19 protein-coding genes and 6 pseudogenes are annotated in these 20,077 nt (G+C 34.8%); 7 read left to right on the top strand and 18 right to left on the bottom strand.

What is annotated here, in order from left to right; translation table 11 throughout:
• Nucleotides 1-3: 3 nt before the first annotated feature.
• From BAQ49_RS08750 to BAQ49_RS08690, 13 genes and pseudogenes are all read right to left on the bottom strand, one after another.
• A complete protein-coding gene (locus BAQ49_RS08750; RefSeq protein ID WP_071744996.1) occupies nt 4-1,020 on the bottom strand; it encodes a molybdopterin-synthase adenylyltransferase MoeB in 1,017 nt (338 codons plus the stop codon).
• A gap of 43 nt (nt 1,021-1,063) precedes the next feature.
• Entirely contained in the window at nt 1,064-1,858 is a 795-nt protein-coding gene (locus tag BAQ49_RS08745; RefSeq protein WP_063217900.1) for a formate channel, read from the bottom strand.
• A gap of 207 nt (nt 1,859-2,065) precedes the next feature.
• Complete coding sequence (moaA, locus tag BAQ49_RS08740) at nt 2,066-3,082, bottom strand: GTP 3',8-cyclase MoaA (protein WP_071744995.1); 1,017 nt, start codon at nt 3,080-3,082, stop codon at nt 2,066-2,068.
• A 20-nt stretch (nt 3,083-3,102) separates the two neighbouring features.
• Nucleotides 3,103-3,900: a formate dehydrogenase accessory sulfurtransferase FdhD gene (fdhD, locus tag BAQ49_RS08735; protein ID WP_071744994.1), complete on the bottom strand. Its 798-nt coding sequence runs from the start codon at nt 3,898-3,900 to the stop codon at nt 3,103-3,105.
• A 16-nt stretch (nt 3,901-3,916) separates the two neighbouring features.
• Nucleotides 3,917-4,261 carry a Na-translocating system protein MpsC family protein gene (locus BAQ49_RS08730; RefSeq protein ID WP_000041502.1) on the bottom strand — a complete coding sequence of 115 codons (345 nt, stop codon included), beginning with the start codon at nt 4,259-4,261 and terminating at the stop codon, nt 3,917-3,919.
• A gap of 150 nt (nt 4,262-4,411) precedes the next feature.
• Nucleotides 4,412-4,894, bottom strand: coding sequence for a helical membrane plugin domain-containing protein (locus BAQ49_RS08725; protein WP_071744993.1), 483 nt, complete (start codon nt 4,892-4,894; stop codon nt 4,412-4,414).
• Between the two features lie 158 nt (nt 4,895-5,052).
• Nucleotides 5,053-8,001 (bottom strand): formate dehydrogenase subunit alpha, encoded by a 2,949-nt coding sequence (gene fdhF / locus BAQ49_RS08720; protein ID WP_071744992.1) that lies wholly within the window; start codon nt 7,999-8,001, stop codon nt 5,053-5,055.
• Nucleotides 7,970-8,162 (bottom strand): annotated as a pseudogene (locus BAQ49_RS34220) (hypothetical protein). Before BAQ49_RS34220 ends, fdhF begins: the two are co-directional and overlap by 32 nt.
• A gap of 104 nt (nt 8,163-8,266) precedes the next feature.
• On the bottom strand, nt 8,267-9,043 hold the full coding sequence (locus BAQ49_RS08710; RefSeq protein WP_071744991.1) for a TerC family protein: 777 nt from the start codon (nt 9,041-9,043) through the stop codon (nt 8,267-8,269).
• Nucleotides 9,044-9,419: 376 nt separating this feature from the next.
• Nucleotides 9,420-10,364 (bottom strand): DNA-binding domain-containing protein, encoded by a 945-nt coding sequence (locus BAQ49_RS08705; RefSeq protein ID WP_071744990.1) that lies wholly within the window; start codon nt 10,362-10,364, stop codon nt 9,420-9,422.
• A gap of 546 nt (nt 10,365-10,910) precedes the next feature.
• A pseudogene (locus BAQ49_RS08700) lies at nt 10,911-11,156 on the bottom strand (response regulator); the annotation flags it as partial.
• Nucleotides 11,157-11,264: 108 nt separating this feature from the next.
• A pseudogene (locus tag BAQ49_RS08695) lies at nt 11,265-11,387 on the bottom strand (OmpA family protein); the annotation flags it as partial.
• Nucleotides 11,384-11,722, bottom strand: a pseudogene (locus BAQ49_RS08690) (MotA/TolQ/ExbB proton channel family protein); the annotation flags it as partial. The pseudogenes BAQ49_RS08695 and BAQ49_RS08690, both read right to left, overlap by 4 nt.
• 152 nt (nt 11,723-11,874) lie before the next feature.
• Here BAQ49_RS08690 and BAQ49_RS08685 point away from each other — a divergent pair.
• On the top strand, nt 11,875-12,477 hold the full coding sequence (locus tag BAQ49_RS08685; protein WP_000400778.1) for an HD domain-containing protein: 603 nt from the start codon (nt 11,875-11,877) through the stop codon (nt 12,475-12,477).
• Nucleotides 12,478-12,515: 38 nt separating this feature from the next.
• Here the strand turns inward: BAQ49_RS08685 and hfq are convergent, their stop codons facing one another.
• Both hfq and BAQ49_RS08675 read right to left on the bottom strand, forming a co-directional pair.
• Complete coding sequence (hfq, locus tag BAQ49_RS08680; RefSeq protein WP_000400656.1) at nt 12,516-12,704, bottom strand: RNA chaperone Hfq; 189 nt, start codon at nt 12,702-12,704, stop codon at nt 12,516-12,518.
• Nucleotides 12,705-12,759: 55 nt separating this feature from the next.
• Entirely contained in the window at nt 12,760-12,978 is a 219-nt protein-coding gene (locus tag BAQ49_RS08675) for an aspartyl-phosphate phosphatase Spo0E family protein (protein ID WP_071745136.1), read from the bottom strand.
• A 281-nt stretch (nt 12,979-13,259) separates the two neighbouring features.
• Between BAQ49_RS08675 and BAQ49_RS08670 the strand changes: the two genes are divergently transcribed.
• From BAQ49_RS08670 to BAQ49_RS08645, 6 genes and pseudogenes are all read left to right on the top strand, one after another.
• On the top strand, nt 13,260-13,376 hold the full coding sequence (locus tag BAQ49_RS08670; protein ID WP_002149182.1) for a YjcZ family sporulation protein: 117 nt from the start codon (nt 13,260-13,262) through the stop codon (nt 13,374-13,376).
• A gap of 309 nt (nt 13,377-13,685) precedes the next feature.
• Nucleotides 13,686-14,594 (top strand): annotated as a pseudogene (locus tag BAQ49_RS08665) (MFS transporter); the annotation flags it as partial.
• 145 nt (nt 14,595-14,739) lie between these two features.
• A pseudogene (locus BAQ49_RS31220) lies at nt 14,740-15,003 on the top strand (MFS transporter); the annotation flags it as partial.
• A 179-nt stretch (nt 15,004-15,182) separates the two neighbouring features.
• Nucleotides 15,183-15,632 (top strand): ArsR/SmtB family transcription factor, encoded by a 450-nt coding sequence (locus BAQ49_RS08655; protein WP_071744989.1) that lies wholly within the window; start codon nt 15,183-15,185, stop codon nt 15,630-15,632.
• 17 nt (nt 15,633-15,649) lie between these two features.
• Nucleotides 15,650-16,870, top strand: coding sequence for an MFS transporter (locus BAQ49_RS08650; RefSeq protein WP_071744988.1), 1,221 nt, complete (start codon nt 15,650-15,652; stop codon nt 16,868-16,870).
• A gap of 149 nt (nt 16,871-17,019) precedes the next feature.
• Nucleotides 17,020-17,745 (top strand): sulfite exporter TauE/SafE family protein, encoded by a 726-nt coding sequence (locus BAQ49_RS08645; protein ID WP_071744987.1) that lies wholly within the window; start codon nt 17,020-17,022, stop codon nt 17,743-17,745.
• 201 nt (nt 17,746-17,946) lie between these two features.
• Here BAQ49_RS08645 and BAQ49_RS08640 read toward each other — a convergent pair whose 3' ends face one another.
• The 3 genes from BAQ49_RS08640 to nfsA form a co-directional block, all read right to left on the bottom strand.
• On the bottom strand, nt 17,947-18,558 hold the full coding sequence (locus BAQ49_RS08640) for a PH domain-containing protein (RefSeq protein WP_071744986.1): 612 nt from the start codon (nt 18,556-18,558) through the stop codon (nt 17,947-17,949).
• 1 nt (nt 18,559) lies between these two features.
• The gene (locus BAQ49_RS08635) at nt 18,560-19,105 is read right to left on the bottom strand and encodes a sigma-70 family RNA polymerase sigma factor (protein ID WP_071745135.1); all 546 of its coding nucleotides are present in this window, start codon (nt 19,103-19,105) and stop codon (nt 18,560-18,562) included.
• A 217-nt stretch (nt 19,106-19,322) separates the two neighbouring features.
• Complete coding sequence (gene nfsA, locus BAQ49_RS08630; protein ID WP_071744985.1) at nt 19,323-20,057, bottom strand: oxygen-insensitive NADPH nitroreductase; 735 nt, start codon at nt 20,055-20,057, stop codon at nt 19,323-19,325.
• Nucleotides 20,058-20,077: the final 20 nt, after the last annotated feature.

Below are 20,077 nucleotides of genomic sequence, written 5' to 3'. Positions count from 1 at the left end.
CTATTATCCTAATAACCGATAGTATATTTGTTTCGCTTTTTGAATTTCATTCGTGCCATGAATAAATACACGACCATCATGAAAAATGACGATGCGATACTCTTCTAATTGGCAAGAGAGCAAATACGGATTCTGATCAACTTTCCCGTGGTTTTTTAATACTTTTTCTAACTCATCAAAGTTGTAATGTCTATTATGCGCTGGTCTAATTTGAACTGTATTTCTTCCGCATAAAACAGCTGCCTTCGTTTGATTTTCGTATGATAAATAAGGATAAGTTCTATTTGTTCCGCACGAAGGACAGTTTTCCGTTTTTATTTTCCCTAGTTTGATTGAGTGATGTTGATTACTCCATATATCAAACATTAAAAAAGTTTTTCTAATTGCTTCGTAATCTTCTACTAAAATTTTGAAAGCTTCCGCCACTTGGTACGCTGCAACGATTTGAACAGCTGGACTAATAATTCCAACCGTATCACACGTCGCTCCTGTAACAGGAACACTTTTCAACACACAATGTAAGCACGGCGTTTTCTTTGGAATAATTGTATAGCTCATGCCATACGATCCGACACAAGAACCGTAAATCCAAGGAATATTATATTTTTGTGCTAAGTCATTGATTACAAAGCGAATATCAAAATTATCTGTTGCATCAATAATGACATTGACACCGTCCAATAAAGCTTCCATATTATCTACTCTTGCATCCATTACAAGAGCTTGAATTTGTACTTCTGAATTAATTTGTTGGAGACGATTCTGTGCCGCTATTACTTTTGGTAACTTTTCTATCGCATCTTGTTCAGCATAAAGCTGTTGCCGCTGTAAATTACTCCATTCTACGTAATCACGATCAATAATCGTTAATTTCCCGATACCTACACGTACGAAGCTTTCAGCACTTGCACTTCCTAATGCACCTGCCCCGACTATCAACACATGCTTATTTCTAATTTTCTCTTGTCCTTCACTCCCAATAGGATTGAACAGCTGTTGACGTGAATATCGCTCTATCATGAGATAGCCTTCCTTTCATGTGAAAAATTTGCTTCCTATTCGATCATTTTTTCAACACATCTTTCTCGATAACACTTTGTTTCTGATAACAAGAAAAATAAGCGAATCCAACAAATCCAGCTCCGCCAATTACATTTCCGATAAAGACAGGAACAAAGTTTTTAGCAAGATCCATCCACGTAAGGTGCCCCGCAAAAATTACTGCTGAAATGACAAACATATTCGCTACTACTTGCTGAAATCCAATTACGACAAAGGCCATAATCGGAATCCAAATTCCAACAATCTTCCCAATTAAATCGTTCGTTCCGTAAGCTAACCAAATTGCAAGGCAAACAAGCCAGTTACAACCAATTGCTAATATTAACGTTCTCCCGAAAGATTCATGTAACTTATCTTGAGCTATCGCTATCGTCTTATTTAAATACGCTCCCTCTGTAAGCCCGCCAAGATGCCCGAAACAATACGCAACGAAAAGCGCACCTACGAAATTAGTTAAAGTAATCCAAGCCCAATTGTTTAACACATGTTTCAATGAAATTTTCCGTGCATAAAGTGCCATGGACATCGACATCATATTTCCCGTAATCAATTCTCCTCCCGCTAAAACAACGAGCATAAGTCCAATAGGAAAAACCGCTCCTCCTATAAAATTGACTAAACTTCCCCATTGCTCCGGTACATTACCTAGAACACGAATATTAAGTAAAAATCCTAACGAAATGAATGCTCCTCCTAAAAAACCAAGAATAAGCATAGCGGATAGCGGTTGCCTTACCTTTTGAACACCGGATTCAATCACAAGCGCAGCAATTTGTTCCGGTTTATGAAATGCCATAACCAATTCCTCCATTTTTCTCATCTAAAAAAAGCAGCACCAAAAACCCTTAACATCGTAAGGATTTTTGAATGCTGCTTAATCTCTCTGCATATCTCTTACAGAAATATCAATCATCATTTTTACTATAATCATAGAAAATCTGCAAAGCTTGCACACTTTCCATTATTTACGTTAACAAAGAGAATCTACATTCATAGTAGTTTCTCAACCACCAATATGCGACATTTCAATTTTCGGCATTGTTCTGTTATTCGTATTGCTTAACCGTTCATCTGAATAACGGTCTGAACGATTATTCCAAATGTCACGAATGATATTAGTAAGCTCTTCATCCGTATATCCAAAGCGAAGTAATTCTTTAAGATCGTTTCCCTTTGAAGCAAACAAACATGTATACAATTTTCCTTCTGCGGAAATACGCGCTCTTGTACATGATGAACAGAACGAATCTGTTACAGATGAAATAATTCCTATTTCTTCATTACTACCGATATAGCGATAACGTGTCGCAACTTCACCAGGATAGTTCGCTTCAATACGTTCAAGCGGCATAACTTCATTAATCATCTTTAGTATTTCTTGCTTAGAAACTACTTCGCCTAATTCCCAACCGTTATAATTTCCGACATCCATATATTCAATAAATCGTAAAATATGCTTATTCTCTTTAAAATACTCTGCCATCTGAACGATATCTTGCTCATTTTTCCCTTTTTGAACAACCATGTTCATTTTAATTTTCATTCCTACTTCCGCTGCAGCCTGTATTCCTGCAAGAACTGTTTTTACTTTACTTCTATTTCCATTTAAATAAGAGAAACGCTCTTCATTTAAAGAATCTAAACTAACTGTCACGCGAGATAAACCGGCCTTATATAAATCAGGAGCAAACTTTTTAAGTAATGATCCATTTGTCGTTAAACCGATATCCTCTACTCCTTCAATTTCGTTTAACCGCTGTATGAGTTCAGGTAAGTCTTTTCGAAGTAAAGGCTCTCCTCCAGTAATACGTAACTTTCTTACACCTAAAGAAACGAAAATACGTGTAATCCTTTCAATTTCATCAAAAGATAAAATTTTATCATTAGACAAAAAAGAATAATCACGACCAAACATTTCTTCTGGCATACAATATCGACAGCGAAAATTACAGCGATCAGTAACAGAAATACGTAAATCCTTTAAAGGACGATCTAATTTGTCTAATGTGACAGATTTCATGATTATTGCCTCGTTTCTACTTATTTTATATTTACAACCCGTTCTGGATGCGTATATACATTAAAAGATTTATTACGAATGAAGCCTATTGTAGTAATCCCTAACTTCTCTGCTAGCTCTAGTGCTAACTCAGTTGGAGCTGACTTTGACAATATTACTTCACAGCCAATTTTCGCAACTTTTAATAGGATTTCAGAAGAGATACGTCCACTAAAAACAATAACTTTATCACCAATCGAAATGTTATTTTTTAAACAATATCCGTAAATTTTATCTAAAGCGTTATGTCTTCCTATATCCATGCGGCTTAAAACAATTCCACTCACATCACATAAAGCTGCATTATGAACGCCGCCTGTATGTTGAAACGTAGACGCAGATTGTTGCATATCATTCATTAACCGAAAACAATCCTCGGCAGAGATTTTTACGCGAATATCATTCATTTCTTTCGCAGTCAGCGCATCGTTTGCGAAAACAAACCCTTGTCTACTCATTCCACAGCACGAAGTAATATAACGTTTATTTTGCACATCACGATAATAAGGATTTGTTTTCGTCGTTTTCACATGTACATAGCCTTCTTTTTCTTGCACCCATATTTCATCAATATCTTCATACTTTCGGATAATGCCTTCAGAGGCCAAAAAGCCAATTACCATATCTTCAATATACTCTGGAGTACTAACCATTGTAACAAATTCCTGGCCGTTAATTTTAATCGTAACAGGAAACTCTGTTACAATGCTGTCCTCTATATGTTTAAATTCCCCTTGCTCATATTTAAAAATTTCCCGTTCCACTTGAATCGATTTCACGATGAGCATCCTTCTCTCACGTTATATTTTTATCAAAGACAAACACCGAAACTGCAATATCTTCATCTACTTTCATATCAGAAAACAGATGAACTAACTTCGCACCAACAAGTTCTTCTAAATGTTCATGAGGATTAGCCGCATACACTTCTTGAATCATTTTTGTTCGAGCCATATGAACCATTTCCGCACCATCCATAGTTCCCGAAATAAATTTCTCTGTAGGTGTCAAATTCCCATACAATGTGGCAATCGCCATATTTTCAGTAAATACAGTATGAATTCGTTCCGGCCCTTTCCCGAATAACTCTTTTCGAAGCTTTCGGATCATATCATTAAATTCATGTACCATTTTTGACATACTCTCATTCCTCCCCAATTATTCCATCACAACTATTTTAACAAAATGACCACTTCGTCTAAACTATTTAATAATGAGACGAAATGGATCATATTGTACACTTATCTCAAGTACGCAAGCAACATATGAAATACTATTATTGTTGCTTATCTATTCTTCTTTTAACCCTTTACCCATACCTTTTAAGAAATGCAGACCAAATCCGATAGCACGATTAATATCTGGATCTCTCAGTACTTTCATAAGGTCTAATATTCCTACTTTTTTATTATTTTGCAAATGCTGGTTTCCTTCATCCATACCTGTTAATACACTACCTATAAGCTTTTTCGTAAGTTCCGGATCAAGTTCTGTTAAAGCTCCTGCAGCGCCCATCATATTATTAATTAAATTTGTAACTGGTTCACGAGTGACTTGGCCTAGAACGATTTTTGCGATTGGTTCTTTCGCTTTCAGCATAGAATTTGCAGCTTCCAGCATCCCAATGTCATTCAGTTCACCTACTATATTAAACATTTGATTTAACGCTTCTTCATTATTCGCTAAAAGTTCTTTTAAATCTTCGAGTTTTTGTTGTTTGAGTTCTTCCTCAGTTAGCTCCTGCTTCTGGATCGCTTGAATAGGTGCTGCCATATTCTTTTTTCCTCCCTAGTTATCCCGCTATTTGCGGACAGTAAGACCCCTACCTCAAAATTCAGCGAAAGCAAAGAGTTAGGTGGGGGTTGGGCTGCCCGTAAAAGCCCTATTGGTGAGGGCTAATAATCAGTGGGGGATGAAGACCTCTCCACTGATTAAAGTTTCACTTTATCCGTTAAATGTACGTATCCTGGACGAGCCCATTTGCGATTTACCTCAATGCCGTTTTGAGGATGACGTTTTTTATTACGTGGGTTCGTTTTTGGCATAGGATTTTCACCTTCTACTTGTAACACCTCCATACGCACTTTCGTTTGTTTATATGCAGGCGTATTTGTACGTTGATCGACCGCCGGACCAGTTAAGAAATTAATCGCCGTTTCATTATCTGTCGAGCTCATCGGTAAATACAGCTCATTCGCTTTTACACGATCCGTTACAAGTACACGTAATTTAAGTGCTCCGAATGGAGAAACAAGGCGTACTAACGAACCAGTTTTCACTCCACGTTCTAGTGCAAGTTCTGGAGAAACTTCAACGAAAACACCTGGTACTTTCGATTGAATACCAGTTGATTTATTTGTCATGTTCCCTTCATGGAAATGTTCAAGCATACGACCGTTATTAATGTGAAGATCGTATTCTTCTGGGAATTCAGCAGGACGCACCCAATCAGCGATCGCAAAACGAGCTTTTTTGTCTGGGAAGTTAAATCCATCTTGGAAAAGGAGCGGTGTATTCGTTCCGTCAAAACTTCCCCAATGGAAACTGTTCCATCCTTCAAGCACCTCATAGTTTGCATGTGCAAATAATGGTGATAAGCTTGCCATTTCGGCAAAGATTTCACTTGGATGATTATAATTCCAATTTGCACCTAATTTATTAGCAATTGCCTGCACGATCCACCAGTCTGGTTTCGCCTCATCTAGCGCCGGCAGTACTTGATATAATCTTTGTACACGACGTTCTGTATTTGTAAACGTACCTTCTTTTTCAAGAGATGGTGCTGCTGGTAATACGACATCAGCGTATTGAGCTGTTTTAGAAAGGAACACATCTTGAACGACAAAAAATTCAAGACTTGATAACACTTCATGTACGTGATTTGCGTTAGAGTCTACAAGAGCCATATCCTCTCCAATAAGATACATAGCTTTCATTTTCCCTTCATCAATTGCGTGAAGCATTTCAATGTTATTAAGACCTGGTTTATTATCAATTTTTACTCCGTAAGCTATTTCAAATTTCGCACGTTCTACATCGTTAGTAACGTGTTGATATCCTGGTAGCCAGCCTGGAAGAGTTCCCATATCACAAGCACCTTGTACGTTATTATGACCACGAAGTGGATATGCACCAGCACCTGGGCGACGATAATTTCCTGTTGCAAGAAGTAAGTTTGAAATCGCAGCGGAAGTATCTGAACCACCCGTATTTTGCGTTACACCCATACCCCAAAGAATACACGTACCATCTGCATCACGAATCATTTCTGCCATTTTAACGAGCGTTTCTTTTGAAATACCTGTAATCGCTTCTGCATATTCAAGCGTATATTCTTTAAGACTATCTTTGAAATCTTCAAAGAAGTTTACATTCTCGTCGATGAACTGCTCATCATGCCAACCTTGATCAATCATATATTTCGTAACAGCCATTAACCATACTTGGTCTGTTCCTTGCTTTGGACTAATAAAGATATCTGAACGCTCTGCCATTTCAGTTTTACGAAGATCTGCAACAATTAGCTTTTGACCGTGAAGTTTATGTGCACGTTTCACACGAGTCGCTAACACAGGATGACCTTCTGTCGGATTACAACCGACAATAATAACAAGACCTGATTGCGCAATATCTTTAATCGTTCCTGCATCCCCGCCCATACCAATTGTACGGAACAACCCATCCGTCGCTGGTGATTGGCAATAACGTGAGCAGTTATCAATATTGTTCGTTTCAAACACTTGTCGTGCTAATTTTTGAATAACATAGTTGTCTTCATTCGTAATTTTAGAAGAAGAAATAAAGCCGATAGAACCTTTACCGTACTCTTCTTTAATAGAGCCCAATTTATTCGCCACTACATGAAGTGCCTCTTCCCAAGTCGATTCAACGAACACTCCATTTTTACGAATTAAAGGTTTCGTAATCCGTTTTTCAGAATTAACGAAATCCCAACCGAATTTTCCTTTTACACAAGTAGAAATTGCATTAACCGGCGCTTCAGAAGTTGGTTGTACTTTCAGAATTTTACGTCCCTTCGTCCACACTTCAAATGAGCAACCTACACCGCAAAACGTACATACTGTTTTCGTCTTCTTCGTACGGGTATCGCGCATTGCAGCTTCTACTTCTGACACAGCGAAAATACCGCTATACCCAGGTTCAACCTCTTTAATAAGGTCAACCATAGGCTCAAGAATATCCGGTTTTAATCCTGTCATAAATCCAGCTTCACCGAGCATCGATTTCTCCATTAATGCATTACAAGGACAAATCGTTACACATTGACCGCAGCTTACACAGGAAGAATCATTAATATCTACTCCTTCATCCCAAATAACACGAGGGCGCTCTGCCTCCCAATCAATAGATAACGTTTCATTCACTTGTAAGTTTTGACACACCTCTACACATTGACCGCACGCAATACATTGATTCGGATCATAGCGATAAAATGGATGAGACATATCAACTTCGCTTGCATCAACTTTTGGTTCATAAGGATATTTTTGATGCTCAATTTCCATTAATTCTGCCGTATTATGCAATTTACAATTCCCGTTATTGTTGTCACATACCGTACAGTAAAGCAAATGATTTTCTAGTAAACGGTCCATCGCCTCATGTTGTGCTGCCTTCGCACTAATAGAGGACAACTCAATATCCATACCGTCCGTCACTACTGTAGAACATGATCGCACTAGCTTTCCATTCACTTCTACAATACAAGTATCACACGTTTGAATAGGATCCACTTCCGGCACGTAACAAATTTGTGGATGTTCAATTTCGTTCTCATTAATAATGCCTAATATAGTTGAACCAGGCTCAGCACTATACTCTTTGCCGTCAATTGTAATATGAACCATGCTGTCGTTCATGGTTACTCCCCCTTTTTGAGAATAAAAAAAACTCCACCACGAAAATATACGCACCATATTTTTGGCACGTTATCATCATGGTGGAGTAGTTTATTAGCACATCTTGCTAAAATACCAATCCATTTATTCATAAATAAAATGATAGATTCATAACAGGTCATATCACGATTCCATCTTTAACACTGTAATTATAGCGTTAAATCAAAAAATACACAATATAATTATCATTAAAAAGGACAAAGCACATAATGCTCTGACCTTTTTATTACCTTTCGGGATTATTTTTGGCTGACTTATTTCCCGGTGCAAACCAGCCAATTAGTGCGATAGCAACTAATACGCTATAGAAGATTAAAGTCCAAGTTGTACTGTGCGGAAAATCATGGTCTAAAATACCAATATCCTCATGAGCCAGTGTAATTACAGCTAATTTGACACCAACCCAAGCAACAATCGCATATGCCGTTGTTTCCAGTGCTGGCCGTTTCTCAAGAAGCCCAACAAACCAAGTTGCAGCAAATTTAATTAAAATAAGTCCGGCGATCCCTCCAAGAAGTACAACAATGAACTGCCCTCCATCCATACCTCCGAAATCGTCAAGCGGTGAATCCGGAAGCCCCAGAGCAAGAGCAACCGCGGCTAATATTGAATCGATTGCGAAAGCAAGGTCCGCTAATGCGATCTTACCTACTGTGAACCAGTAGCTTTTACCTGCCGCTTCCTTTTCATCGTCCTCATGAATATTTTTACTTTCTTTGCCGAATTGCGCCTGAATAACATGCTTCAATCCTAAATAAAGAAGATAGGCTGCTCCTATTGCTTGTATTTGCCATACATTTGCAATAAATGAAATCGCAAATAGAGCTGCAAATCGAAAAACAAAGGCCATAATGATTCCGTAATTTATAGCTCTTTTTTTCTCTTCTTCAGGTAAATGTTTCGCAATAACCGCTAGGACAAGGGCATTGTCAGCCGATAACAAGCCTTCTAATCCAATTAGAATTAATAATGCCCAAGCGTACTCTAGCCATATTGACTCCATCCGCTTCTCTCCTTTCTAAAACAAAAATGAGGTAAAGACTTTGCTAACATTAGAATTTCCTATTAGGCAAAATCAAATCCTAAAAATGGCGGCTACAATATTTTAACAGTTACTTTACTGTCCCCTATTTGTTATAATTTCAACAAAAAAAGAGGTAGATTGTGCTTTTCATCCGTATCAAAACCGTAAACTAATGATATGACCTCTTTTTCCAAGTCACATCCATATCTGGTTTATTGTTGACCACACATCATTTATTTCAGTTTCACTACCAATGTTTTTACAAAATACATATTTTTTTAGAACATTTTCATACAAAACAAAAGGGAAATACATAGTGTATATGTATTTCCCTTTTGTTTTGTATCCATTTTTATTATGATATGGTCATAACCTGACCGCCACTATCAACCACAATTTTCATCTTTCCGTCTTGAGCGTTATATAATCCCAGCTTATGTAAATCTTGTTTACACTCTTTTACGAAGAAAGGCAACGTACGAATTTGATCGATGTCAGAGCCCGTGATGAAATGAATTAAATGGTGCGTCATTTCTTTAATATCATGTACAAGGTCTTCCTTCTCTCTTTTTAACCTTTCATTTTCAGTTCGTAATGAATGTACCTCACCTTCAAGACCTCGAGCATTCTTTTCTTCTTTCGAACGCTCTGCAGCCATACTAGAAAGCTTATAGATTCCCTCCATAAACTGATGTAATTCATACTCTTTCTTTTCACGGGATTGACTAATTGTCTCAAAATTATCAACGATACCAGATATAACAGTTACGAGATTCTTTTCGTCCTCTTCACTTTGGAAATCTTCTTTTACTTCCTGCTTTCTTTCTTGTTTCGCCTCAACAACGGTAGCCTTTACAGGTGTATATTTTCGTTTTCGACCCGGCTTCTGTTTTTCAATATTTTCAAACGGGATTTCTTGTTTTTTTAATTTATAATACGTATTCTGTAATTGACTTTCTGTTTTTGGAAATAAATTCAGTTCATTTTTACTAACATATTTTGAAATATTTGCGATATTTAAGCCTTGACGCTGACAAAATTGATATACTTCATACAGTAATTCTAGTTCAGACTTTAACCATGTAATTCCTGATTTTTCATAAACTCGCATACCGCCATTTTTTTCTATATCTATTTGAAATAATACCATTTTATTATATAAATCAATTAGCTCTTCATAATTTACTCGGAATTGTTTCTCTATTTTTTTAAATTCCGCCTCTAATTTCATATCGTTCGTTTTATTATTTGACATGTTTTGTAAAAGATTTAATACATTGATTGCTGTGTGGTGATACATACTCTGTGTCACTCCCCCTCATCCTTTCACAATTCTCATCTGACTCCCATGTCTTTTAAGAAAATAGCAATTTTTACATATCCATATTATAGCATTTCGAAATTATCTGTCAAATAATCAACATATTAAAAAGTATATAGAGTATATAAAAATAGATTAGATTTTTAAGTAAATCATACAAAATCCAACACGATGTTATATCGATAAAATGCATTTAGTTCTATTATATGGTATTCCCTATATAATTTCACCGAAAATTTTTGAGCTATCGCGAAATGTTACTAACACACTCTAGAGATACACTCTCTTATATTTTCAAATAAAAAAATCCTACCACTTATTAATTAAACCAATCAATAATCCCTAAATAAGAACAGATAAATATTTGAAAGAGAGTATTGTCATAAACACTCTAGAGACGCTTGTTTTTTTATACCTATACATACTAAAAAGAAACTAACCTGTACTATACGGCTAGTTCCTCTTTTCAGCTAAAAATGTATTTTACGCCGACTCTTCCAACTAAAAAACGCTTTTCAAAACCTTTTACAACACTAGATTATCAACTAAACCAATTAACTCTTGAATGTCTGGCTTACTCACTTGAGCATTCGCCCCAACTGTCTCACCTTTATAGAATAATTCGTTTGTAATTAATGAAGAGAAAATAATAACTGGTAATTGCTTCATTACTTCACTATCTTTAATTATTTTCGTTAAATGATGTCCATCCATTTTTGGCATTTCAATATCTGTAATAAGCAGATGAATATGTTCAAACATTATTTCACCTTATCATTTTCACTCATTATACAAAATAAAACGATAAAATTTAATGTTTTTTTTAAAGGAATTCTGTATTTTTATTATTTTATTACTAAAATAGAAATATATTATTCCTTAATATATTTCAAAGCGGCGGTTCTTCTCCCCATTTTGTGGTGAATCGTTTGGCGCTACTGGTTTTGCGTCTACATATCCTACCGCTGCTAACCTTTTATCATCCACATTATACACTTTTATTCATACACGTATGTATCGAGTTTTAACTTTAATTTGGAAGGAATTTGTCCTCGGTACAGCTCTGAAATTGCTTCTATTACAAACTTCTTCTCTGTATACAAATCTTCAATACCACGATACACTTTTTCAGATAGGGGTATTGCAATCATATTTGCAATACTAGATCCATATAATGTCGTCAACATTGTAACCGCCATCCCTGTACCAATTTGTGAAGTATCTTGTAAGTTTTGAAGCATAATGATAAGACCGATTAACGTTCCTATCACGCCCCATGCTGGAGCGAAATCACCAATCTTATCTAATAATGTTGCACCTTTTCTTAACTCATACACATTTTCATACATCATTTTTTTATTTTAATAATTCATTTTTACATATAACATTCATTATACACTTTCAATCTATTTATCGTAATACAATAATATAATTGACACATTTCATTTCTATACTAGAATTATAATATAGCAATGTGAGGAGGATTCCTATGGAACATAATATTTTACAGGTCATTGCATTAGCAGAAAAACTAAAATACGAAATGCGACACAGTTGGCTTTCAAACGGACGTCAAGAAAGTGTTGCAGAACATACTTGGCGTATGTCCTTAATGGCTATCTTAGTTGAGCCTTATTTGGATCAAAAAGTAAACATAGAAAAATTACTTAAAATGGTCATAATCCACGATCTTGTTGAAGCAGAAGCTGGTGACATCCCCGCCTTTGATACGATGAATAGCCGTGAATTACAATTACAAAAACAAAAAAATGAACAAGAGGCTATTTTAAATATTAAACGTACACTAGAAGGTTCTCTTGGCGAAGAATTATACGATTTATGGATGGAATTCGAAGCGAAAGAAACGTATGAAGCAAAAGTTGCTAACGCGCTTGATAAACTTGAAGTGAAAATTCAGCATAACGAAGCTGATATTGATACTTGGCTACCAATTGAGCATAAAATGACTTTCCAAGTTGGTAAACATACAGATTTTGACTCTTTCTTATCTAAATTACAAAAAATCATTGAACAAGACGGAGAAAAAAAATTACTCGCTGCTGGCATTGACGTTGAAGCATGCAAGCAGTAACCATTTAATTATGAAATAAGACACTCATTTTGAGTGTCTTATTTCATAATTGTTGATATTGCCTGCTTATAAATAAGTTGTTGTTTTCCATCTACTAACATTAATACTGTAAATCTATCTACTCCAACTACTTCCCCTACTATTCTTACTCCGCTCTTTAAGAATATAGTAACTGCACCTTTTTCTTCTTTTATTTGTTTATACAACTCTTCTTGTAAATGTTCCAATAACTGTTCTCTCCTTTATCAGTAAATAATCCTAATATAAAAAATTAAAGATTAATTACTTATATACTTTGTCTTTTATATTCATAAATTCATTAATTAGTATATCTAAATCGCGACTAAATAACAAAACTTTAACATGATCCAATCCATGCATAGCAACAAGTTGAATTAACTCTTTCTTTTTGTGTTCTATTTTATTGTGTAATTGTCCCATCTCCATCTCTATACTAAAACTCCCTTTTCCCATAATATTACTTGTAAAATTATAGTACATTTTTACCAATAAAAAAATAAAAAAATGGTTTTTTTTACAAATTTTATATTCATGAAAAGAAATTTTAATGTAATTGTAAGCTACATCCACCTATTATACGCTTCCATATTGTTTTACCCTTTTCAAAAAGTGCTATGAAAGTACGTGTATGTCATATCTAAATTAGCTCACAGGCTCTTGTCTAATTAAAAGTAAGACTTGCTCCTTTTCCAAATAAAAACATATCTTATAAAGTAATCCATTAGTTATATAGATTAATTTCCTAAAAAGGAGGAAAAAACATGAGCTTTGGTGGTAGTTGCGCTGGTTTCGGCGGTGGATTTGCTTTACTCATCGTGCTATTCATCCTTCTAATCATTATCGGATGTAGCTGCTGGGGTGGCGGAGGCGGATATTAAGATAAAATATCCTTTTCGTTAAACTCTAAATGAATGAAATATGTTAACTAAAAACTATACGAAAACAGCTCAAATATGAGCTGTTTTTTCATACTTTCGTATGAATTTATGTCCATCTTTTTTGTGATTTCAACTAACAAGAAATCGTTTACTATGGAATAAGAAACATTTTTACTAAGGAGGATTACAATGATTACAGTCTTTTACAAAGTACACTTATATGTTGAACTACTTATAGAAGAGAAAATGTATTTAAATGAATGGAAAAAACATATACAAACATCACCAATAGATCAGGATTAATTTTTTATGCCTACACAATCCATGTCGTATTCCATACTGCTTAAAACAAATAAAAACTTTAAAAAATTATTTTATGGTCAAACATTAAGTGTACTTGGGGATTGGTTTCATACTGTCGCTTTATTAACACTCGTCTATAGCATAACAGAATCTTCATTTATGTTAGCACTCACCTTTATGAGCAAAGGGTTACCTCAACTTCTTCTGAGCCCATTCATAGGCGGAGTTGTAGACCATTTTTCAAAAAAGAAAATTATGATTTTTACCGATATTTTACGAGGAATGATCGTCCTCACTTATTTATTAGCATTCTACAAAATTGAAATTATTTTCGTTTCTAATATATGCTTATCAGTACTCTCTTGCTTATTCGAGCCCGCTAAGCAATCAACTATAAAAAATATCGTACATCAAAAGCATTTAGTAACCGCTAACTCTCTTTCTAGTACAATCAATGGTTTTATGTCTATTATGGGAGCTTCTTTAGGTGGGATGATTGCACAATCTTTAAGTATCGAGATTGCCTTTTTTATTAATAGCCTATCATACTTTATTTCAGCCTATATTATTTATAAAATGAGTATTCCTGCTCATGATACTTTTACCACAAAAAAAGCATTTTTTACTGATATAAAAGATGGTTATACATACATATTACAAAGCAAAATTATTTTAACATTAATTCTTGTCGGCATTTCATGGGGCATTATTGGAGGTGCCTATCAGTTACTTCTAACAATCTATGCCGAAAGAATCTTCCACACTAACATTGGCATTTTATATACGGTTCAAGGGGCTGGACTTATGATTGGCAGTCTCCTCGTTAATCTTTATAAGTCTAAAAATGAAGACAAAATGAAAAGAGCATTTGGTTGGGCCTATTTACTACAAGGAATTTTCTTTCTCGGATTCATTCTGCCCCGCATTAACGGGCAGTAAGACCCCACCTCAAAATTAAACGAAAGCAAAGAAGTTAGGTGGGGAATCAACTGCCCGTAAAAGCCCGATTGGTTCAACTAATAATCGGTGTGGGATGCCCTCCACTGATTAAAGTTTCACTTTATCCGATCAACTTATTATCGGTATCATTACATTACTCTGTATGCGTATAGCAGGAGGAATCATCGTTCCACTTGATACGACATTACTACAAACGTATACGCAAGAAGACATGATTGGTAAAGTTTTTTCATTTCATTATTCCATCTATGAATCGCTTATTCAGTTATCTATGTTTTTTACGGGATGGCTTTTAGAGATTCTTTCTCCGCAAGTTATTGGTAGCTTGTTGGCTATATGCTGTATTTTTGTTAGTTTTATATAGCTTTTCTTGTTTTATCGCGGGGAGCTAAGTGAAGAATCTACTATCACTTAATGGCATGCATATGTACATGCCATTTTTATTTGTGTCGAAATTCACAAGAAAAAGGCGATTTATTTCTCTTACATTCTAATTTTTTAGAACGTACAATAAATTTAGATTATAGGAAAGGAGCTAACATGATGTTTGAGGATCGACTTACCATTTCAGCAGAACAACAAAAATTAATTTCCAATGCAACTCGCATTCAAATTCTTCACCTTTTAAAAGACGAAACACTCACTGCAAAACAAGTATCTACTAAACTAAATAAATCTGCTGGTAGCGTTCACTATCACATCCAAATTTTATTTGACGGAGGCTTACTTGAATTAGTAGATACAAAGGAAAAACGGGGGATTATTGAAAAGTACTATAAAGCAAAATCTGCTCACTTCTATATTGAAGAAGCAGGCACTGAAGGAACAAATACAGGGAGCCATATTGTATCTCATTTATTTTTAACTTCAGAGGAATTACAACAACTCACTTGGGAGATCTCACAAGTTTTATTACGCTGGGAAAGCAAAACCGCTCGTCAATCAGCCTCAGAGGAAGAATACGCTATTTCCTGCCGGATAAAAAAACAATGAACGAAAGGTCCATACACATGAAAAATAAACTATTATTATTGTCGGGCACAGGCATTTCTCGTTTAGGTGATTTTATGTACCTTATAGCTCTAAACTTAATGGTGTTAAATAGTACAAACTCTCCCGCTGCTGTAGCAGGCTTATGGATTGTCGGGCCAATTGCCACCGTTGTTACAAAAATATGGTCTGGTAGTATTGTAGATCGATTAAATAAACGGTCAATTATGCTCATCACAGATATTATTCGAGCAGTTCTCATCGGCTGTATTCCACTATTTGACTCTATTTGGGCAATCTATATTTTTATCTTTTTGACTCGCATTGCTACATCATTTTTCGATCCAGCTTCATTCACTTATAAAACACTGCTCATACGAGCTGAAGAACGTGCTCAATTTAATGCTTGGAATATCCTATGTACAAATGGGGCTTTTATTATCGGTCCGGCTCTTGCTGGAATACTTCTCACTACATACTCGGCAGCTTTTGTTATTTACTGCAACTCAATTTCCTTTCTACTTTCTACCATTCTCATTTACTTCTTGCCAAACATCACATTACAAACAAAACAAAACGAAGAGGTTGCAAATACTTTCGTACAAACGTTACGAAGTGATTGGAAACAAGTTTTTTCATTCGCACGAACTGAAACTTACATTATTCTCGTATTCGTTTTATTTCAAGCTACGATGCTTGTCTCTATGGCACTTGATTCACAAGAAGTTGTTTTTACACGACAAGTACTGTTTTTATCCGATGTAGAATATAGCATGCTTGTTAGTATAACCGGGGCAGCTTACGTTTGTGGTTCATTTCTTGTCTCTCTCTTTGCAAAACGATTACCGATTCAATATTGTATCGGTTTAGGTATGATTTTCACAGCAATAGGCTATGTGATTTTCGCCTTTTCAAATTCATTTACGGTCGCAGCAAGTGGTTTCATTTTACTTGGGATCGCTTCATCATTTGCTGGTACTGGATTTATAACATTTTATCAAAATAACATCCCAGTACATATGATAGGACGTATCGATAGCGTATTTGATTCAATAAAAAATTTCATCCAAATCTTTTTCATTTTAGCAATTGGAGCATCCGCACAATTTCTTTCCGTTCAAATTACTGTAATAAGTAGCTCATTACTCATTCTTTTCCTTTCCTGTTTATTAGCAATCCGGGTAATGACTCCTTCACGAGAAAAATATTTTAGAGCTACAGGATCATCATTAGAATATTAACTGCAACATAAAAAGCGGCTATTTGCCGGGAAGTAAGATCCCAATTGGTGTGGGCTAATAATCAGTGGGGGATGAACAAAACCCCCACTGATTAAAATTTCACTTTATGTTAAAATATTTATTGGATCTGATTATGTAGGGGGGCTATCTTGGAGATTATATTCATTTTCATATGTATTATATTAGTAGCTTCTATTTTACAAACAAGTACAGGTTTTGGCTTTTCTATTATGGCAACACCGTTCTTACTCATGGTATTTCTACCACAAGAAGCTATACAAATAAATATCATTTTATCGTTAATTATTTCCATATCACTCATTTGGAAAATAAGAATGGACATTGATTTTGTACTACTGAAAAGGTTAATTTTCGGTAGTATAGTTGGTGTTCCTTTTGGTATTTTCATTTTCATTTCCATTGACATCAACACATTTAAATTAGCAATTAGCATCCTCCTCTTACTATTAACGTTGATGCTAATATGCAACTTTAAGATTAAATCAACAAAATCTAGAGATTTCTTAGTGGGCGGATTATCCGGTCTTTTAACGACAAGTATCGGTATGCCAGGACCACCCCTGTTACTGTACTTTACAGGAACTGATACGAAAAAAGAGAAGCTGAGAGCAACTACTTTAGCTTTTTATCTATTTATATATTTCATTAGCCTACTAACTCAAATACTCTTTACTGGCACAAACAAAACAATTTGGGAATCAAGTTTTTACGCTATTCCAATCGTATTTCTAGGTTTGTATATAGGTCAAATTATTTTCAAATGGCTTAATCAACAGATTTTCAAAATATTTACGTACATCCTTTTGAGTTGTACGGGGGTTTATCTTCTTATTGAAAGTTTAAACTTGTTATAGAGGGTGCTTTAGATAGTGCACAATAATAGATAGGTTCAAACGAAATTATTGCTGCATTTTCAAGTGCGATGGGGCATTCTATATCAAAACTTAAATAACTTTATTGGCAGTTTACAATTAGCAATAATCGTTCTTTCATAAGACAAATATTTTAAATCGAATACTAAATAAAACGATAAAAAGCGGCTATTATGCCGCTTTTTACATTAAATATTTTATAAAGCAAAGACCTGCACTTACTATCACGAATATATTAAAAAATAAGAAAAACCCTTTTTCAAAATCTGTATACTTTTCTACTTTTACTCCGCGTTCTCTTAACTCCATAACTATCATTGCAACTTCACGTGCATACTCAATACTTCCAAATTGTATATGAGTGTTATTATATTTAATCTCAAAGACATTTTTCATTTTTTTATGTTGCGAAATGGATTGTATATCCTCTATTGGCATGCTATGCTCATTTGTTTTTTTAAAATAACAATCTAATCCTTTCATGATTACTCTTTTATTTGTTAAAACGATATAATAATAAAAAGTAGCTCCTACGTAATATATATTTGGTATTACTTTATTATTTGTCATATATCCTTCGTCTACTAATAGTTCCTTCTCAATTTCTTCACCAGTTTGTAATTCGTTCCTAATTGATTCTTCTAACATTTGTAAAGTTATTTTTTTTAGTAGATCTCCATTTCTCACATAATACTTATCTATATTGATAGACTCATTCGCCTCTTTTTCTAAACGTACAATTTCTTCATCTGAATATTGGAGCTCATTTAACATCGACAATAATCTTTTATCCATATTACACACTCCCTTTCCACAGTTTTTGAAGTTTTTTCTTCCCACGAGAAATTCGATTGTATATATAATCAGCCGTTACTTTTAATTCTTTTGCAATATCGTCAATGGAATACCCATCAATATACCTCTTTAAAAAGATATATCGATCCTTCGTATTTAATTCTTGTACGATTTCCATAATCTCTTCTTCTTGTTCTATTTCATACCTATCATGGATACCTGTATCTACTTCTACATCTTTATCGATTTTATTCTCTTTATATACTTTCTTTTTATATTCCAATGCCTTTAATTTAGTAATACCAATCATCCAAGATTTTAAGTTGCCCTTTTCTATATCAAATTGGTCGATATGAAACCAAATGACAGTAAATACATCATTATAACAATCATCCACATATTGTTTTTCAATAGGGGTACTTAATGATTTATGAATAATGTACAAAATTAATTTTCCATATTGATCAATCACTTCTTTCAAAGCATCTTGATCGCGTTTTTTCATAGCTATAATTAAATCCTCTTCAGAATCGAAAATCATAAACATCATCCTTCCTCAGTTCCCCTTTAGCAGCTGCTTTTACTTACTATTGGCATTTCATTCTCATTTTCTATCACTTTTGTAAAAATTTATTAATTATTATTTTCATTTTATATAATAACAAATAAAAACCGAAGTTGAGAAAGCGAGTCTCGCTTTCTCAACTTCGGTTTTGCATGTGATGTTATAACTTAAGCTAACATCTCAGGTTTGTCCTTTTTACTCATTTCTTATTTAATCCTTTCTCACTTAAAAACTCTTTCATATGCATTCTTTTCTCTTTGGACATAAATGAGCTCATTGATTCTGTCCATGTTACGTTTTTTTGATTTGACGATCTTTCTTTGTAATACGCACTCATCGTTTCATCATATTCGTTTAATAATTCATCATATTTCTTTTCATCATATCCATTTTCATGAAGAATGGCCGCTACCGGTAAACGTGGTTTAACTCCATGTTCTTGATCTGGCACACCGACTGTCATTCCAAACACGGGATATACTTTATCCGGTAAATGAAGCAATTCACTCACTTCTTTCGGGCTATTACGAATACCACCAATATAACAAATGCCGTATCCTAAAGATTCAGCTGCAAGTGCTAAGTTTTGTGCAAATAGTGAAGCATCTACTGTTGCTACAATAAAGTCCTCTACTCCCTCATGTTTAATTTCTGTTCCATGTTTCTCACATGCAGTTTCTAAACGTTTTAAATCCGCACAGCATACAAAGAATGCTGCGCAGTCTTTCACGTGACGATTCCCGGATAATTCAGCTAGTTTAGCCTTTAGTTCCTGATCTGTTACATATATAAGAGAATACGCCTGTACAAAATGTGAGGAAGCCGCATGTTGTGCAGCTTGCACCATTCTTTCTACTACCTCTTTTGAAATTGGTTCTTCTTTATATTTACGAACTGAAACGTGTTGCTCCATCTTATGTATCATCTCATTCATGAAAGTCACTCCTTTTTTCT

This window comes from Bacillus proteolyticus (assembly GCF_001884065.1).
In the GTDB taxonomy this organism is placed as follows: Bacteria; Bacillota; Bacilli; order Bacillales; family Bacillaceae_G; genus Bacillus_A; species Bacillus_A proteolyticus.
Note: the sequence above shows the minus strand (reverse complement) of the source record. Positions and strands in the feature narration are given on the sequence as shown.